Origin of the sequence: Halomonas eurihalina, from assembly GCF_008274785.1 — a bacterium.
Lineage (GTDB): Bacteria > Pseudomonadota > Gammaproteobacteria > Pseudomonadales > Halomonadaceae > Halomonas > Halomonas eurihalina.
The window spans coordinates 1-1,996 of record NZ_VTPU01000037.1 but is presented as its reverse complement, the minus strand read 5'-3'; the positions used below and the strand labels follow the sequence as shown (position 1 = coordinate 1,996).

General features: G+C 55.9%; 1 rRNA gene. It reads right to left on the bottom strand.

Annotated elements, in window-relative coordinates:
• Positions 1-12: 12 nt before the first annotated feature.
• A 16S ribosomal RNA gene (locus FZZ93_RS18105) occupies positions 13-1,550 on the bottom strand.
• Positions 1,551-1,996: the final 446 nt, after the last annotated feature.

The following is a 1,996-nucleotide window of genomic DNA, read 5'->3' as shown; positions in this document are numbered from 1 at the left end:
GACGTCGTCGATTAAGGAGGTGATCCAGCCGCAGGTTCCCCTACGGCTACCTTGTTACGACTTCACCCCAGTCATGAACCACACCGTGGTGATCGCCCTCCGAAGTTAGGCTAACCACTTCTGGTGCAGTCCACTCCCATGGTGTGACGGGCGGTGTGTACAAGGCCCGGGAACGTATTCACCGTGCCATTCTGATGCACGATTACTAGCGATTCCGACTTCACGGAGTCGAGTTGCAGACTCCGATCCGGACTGAGACCGGCTTTATGAGATTAGCTCCACGTCGCCGCTTTGCAACCCATTGTACCGGCCATTGTAGCACGTGTGTAGCCCTACCCGTAAGGGCCATGATGACTTGACGTCGTCCCCACCTTCCTCCGGTTTGTCACCGGCAGTCTCCCTAGAGTTCCCGACCGAATCGCTGGCAAATAGGGACAAGGGTTGCGCTCGTTACGGGACTTAACCCAACATTTCACAACACGAGCTGACGACAGCCATGCAGCACCTGTCTGTGCGCTCCCGAAGGCACCCATCCATCTCTGGTTGGTTCGCACGATGTCAAGGGTAGGTAAGGTTCTTCGCGTTGCATCGAATTAAACCACATGCTCCACCGCTTGTGCGGGCCCCCGTCAATTCATTTGAGTTTTAACCTTGCGGCCGTACTCCCCAGGCGGTCGACTTAGTGCGTTAACTGCGCCACAAAGGTCTCGAGGACCCCAACGGCTAGTCGACATCGTTTACGGCGTGGACTACCAGGGTATCTAATCCTGTTTGCTACCCACGCTTTCGTACCTCAGCGTCAGTGTCAGTCCAGAAGGCCGCCTTCGCCACTGGTATTCCTCCCGATCTCTACGCATTTCACCGCTACACCGGGAATTCTACCTTCCTCTCCTGCACTCTAGCCTGACAGTTCCGGATGCCGTTCCCAGGTTGAGCCCGGGGCTTTCACAACCGGCTTACCAAGCCGCCTACGCACGCTTTACGCCCAGTAATTCCGATTAACGCTCGCACCCTCCGTATTACCGCGGCTGCTGGCACGGAGTTAGCCGGTGCTTCTTCTGCGAGTGATGTCTCCCTTGCCGGGTATTAACCGACAAGCATTCTTCCTCGCTGAAAGTGCTTTACAACCCGAGGGCCTTCTTCACACACGCGGCATGGCTGGATCAGGGTTGCCCCCATTGTCCAATATTCCCCACTGCTGCCTCCCGTAGGAGTTCGGGCCGTGTCTCAGTCCCGATGTGGCTGATCATCCTCTCAGACCAGCTACGGATCGTCGCCTTGGTGAGCCATTACCTCACCAACTAGCTAATCCGACATAAGCTCATCCGATAGCGCAAGGTCCGAAGAGCCCCTGCTTTCCCCCGTAGGGCGTATGCGGTATTAGCTTGAGTTTCCTCAAGTTATCCCCCACTACCGGGCAGATTCCTATGCATTACTCACCCGTCCGCCGCTCGACGCCTCCTAGCAAGCTAGGATCGTTTCCGCTCGACTTGCATGTGTTAGGCCTGCCGCCAGCGTTCAATCTGAGCCATGATCAAACTCTTCAGTTGAAAGTCTGATAGTTCCTAAGGTGGAACCAAACCTGGTTCAAGATTCAAACGTCTCGTTTGACGAGTCGCTTGTCTTGATTTTCGGTGACTGGTCACCGACATCCCGACAAGCGCCCACATGAATTACCTGATCGATTGTTAAAGAGCATCTCGCTTTTGCTGGCCCGTGGCGCAGCGCCTAGCGAGGAAGGCGTATTCTACTGATTCAGCGTCTGGCGTCAAGCTCAATCTTACCTGAGAGCGGCGCAAACCTCGTGGAGGCGACTCCGAATCGAGCCCTCAGCGGGCCCTGTAGCGAGTGGCGAGCATTTTACCGAAACCGGCGTTCCTGTCAACCGGCGATTTTCGAAGCGATTCGAAAAACCCTAAGCAAAACAGGTGCTTCTGCCACCCTTCACCGCCTGCAACGTTGCCCGTCGCCGGCAGCGGATGCGTACTTTACGGAT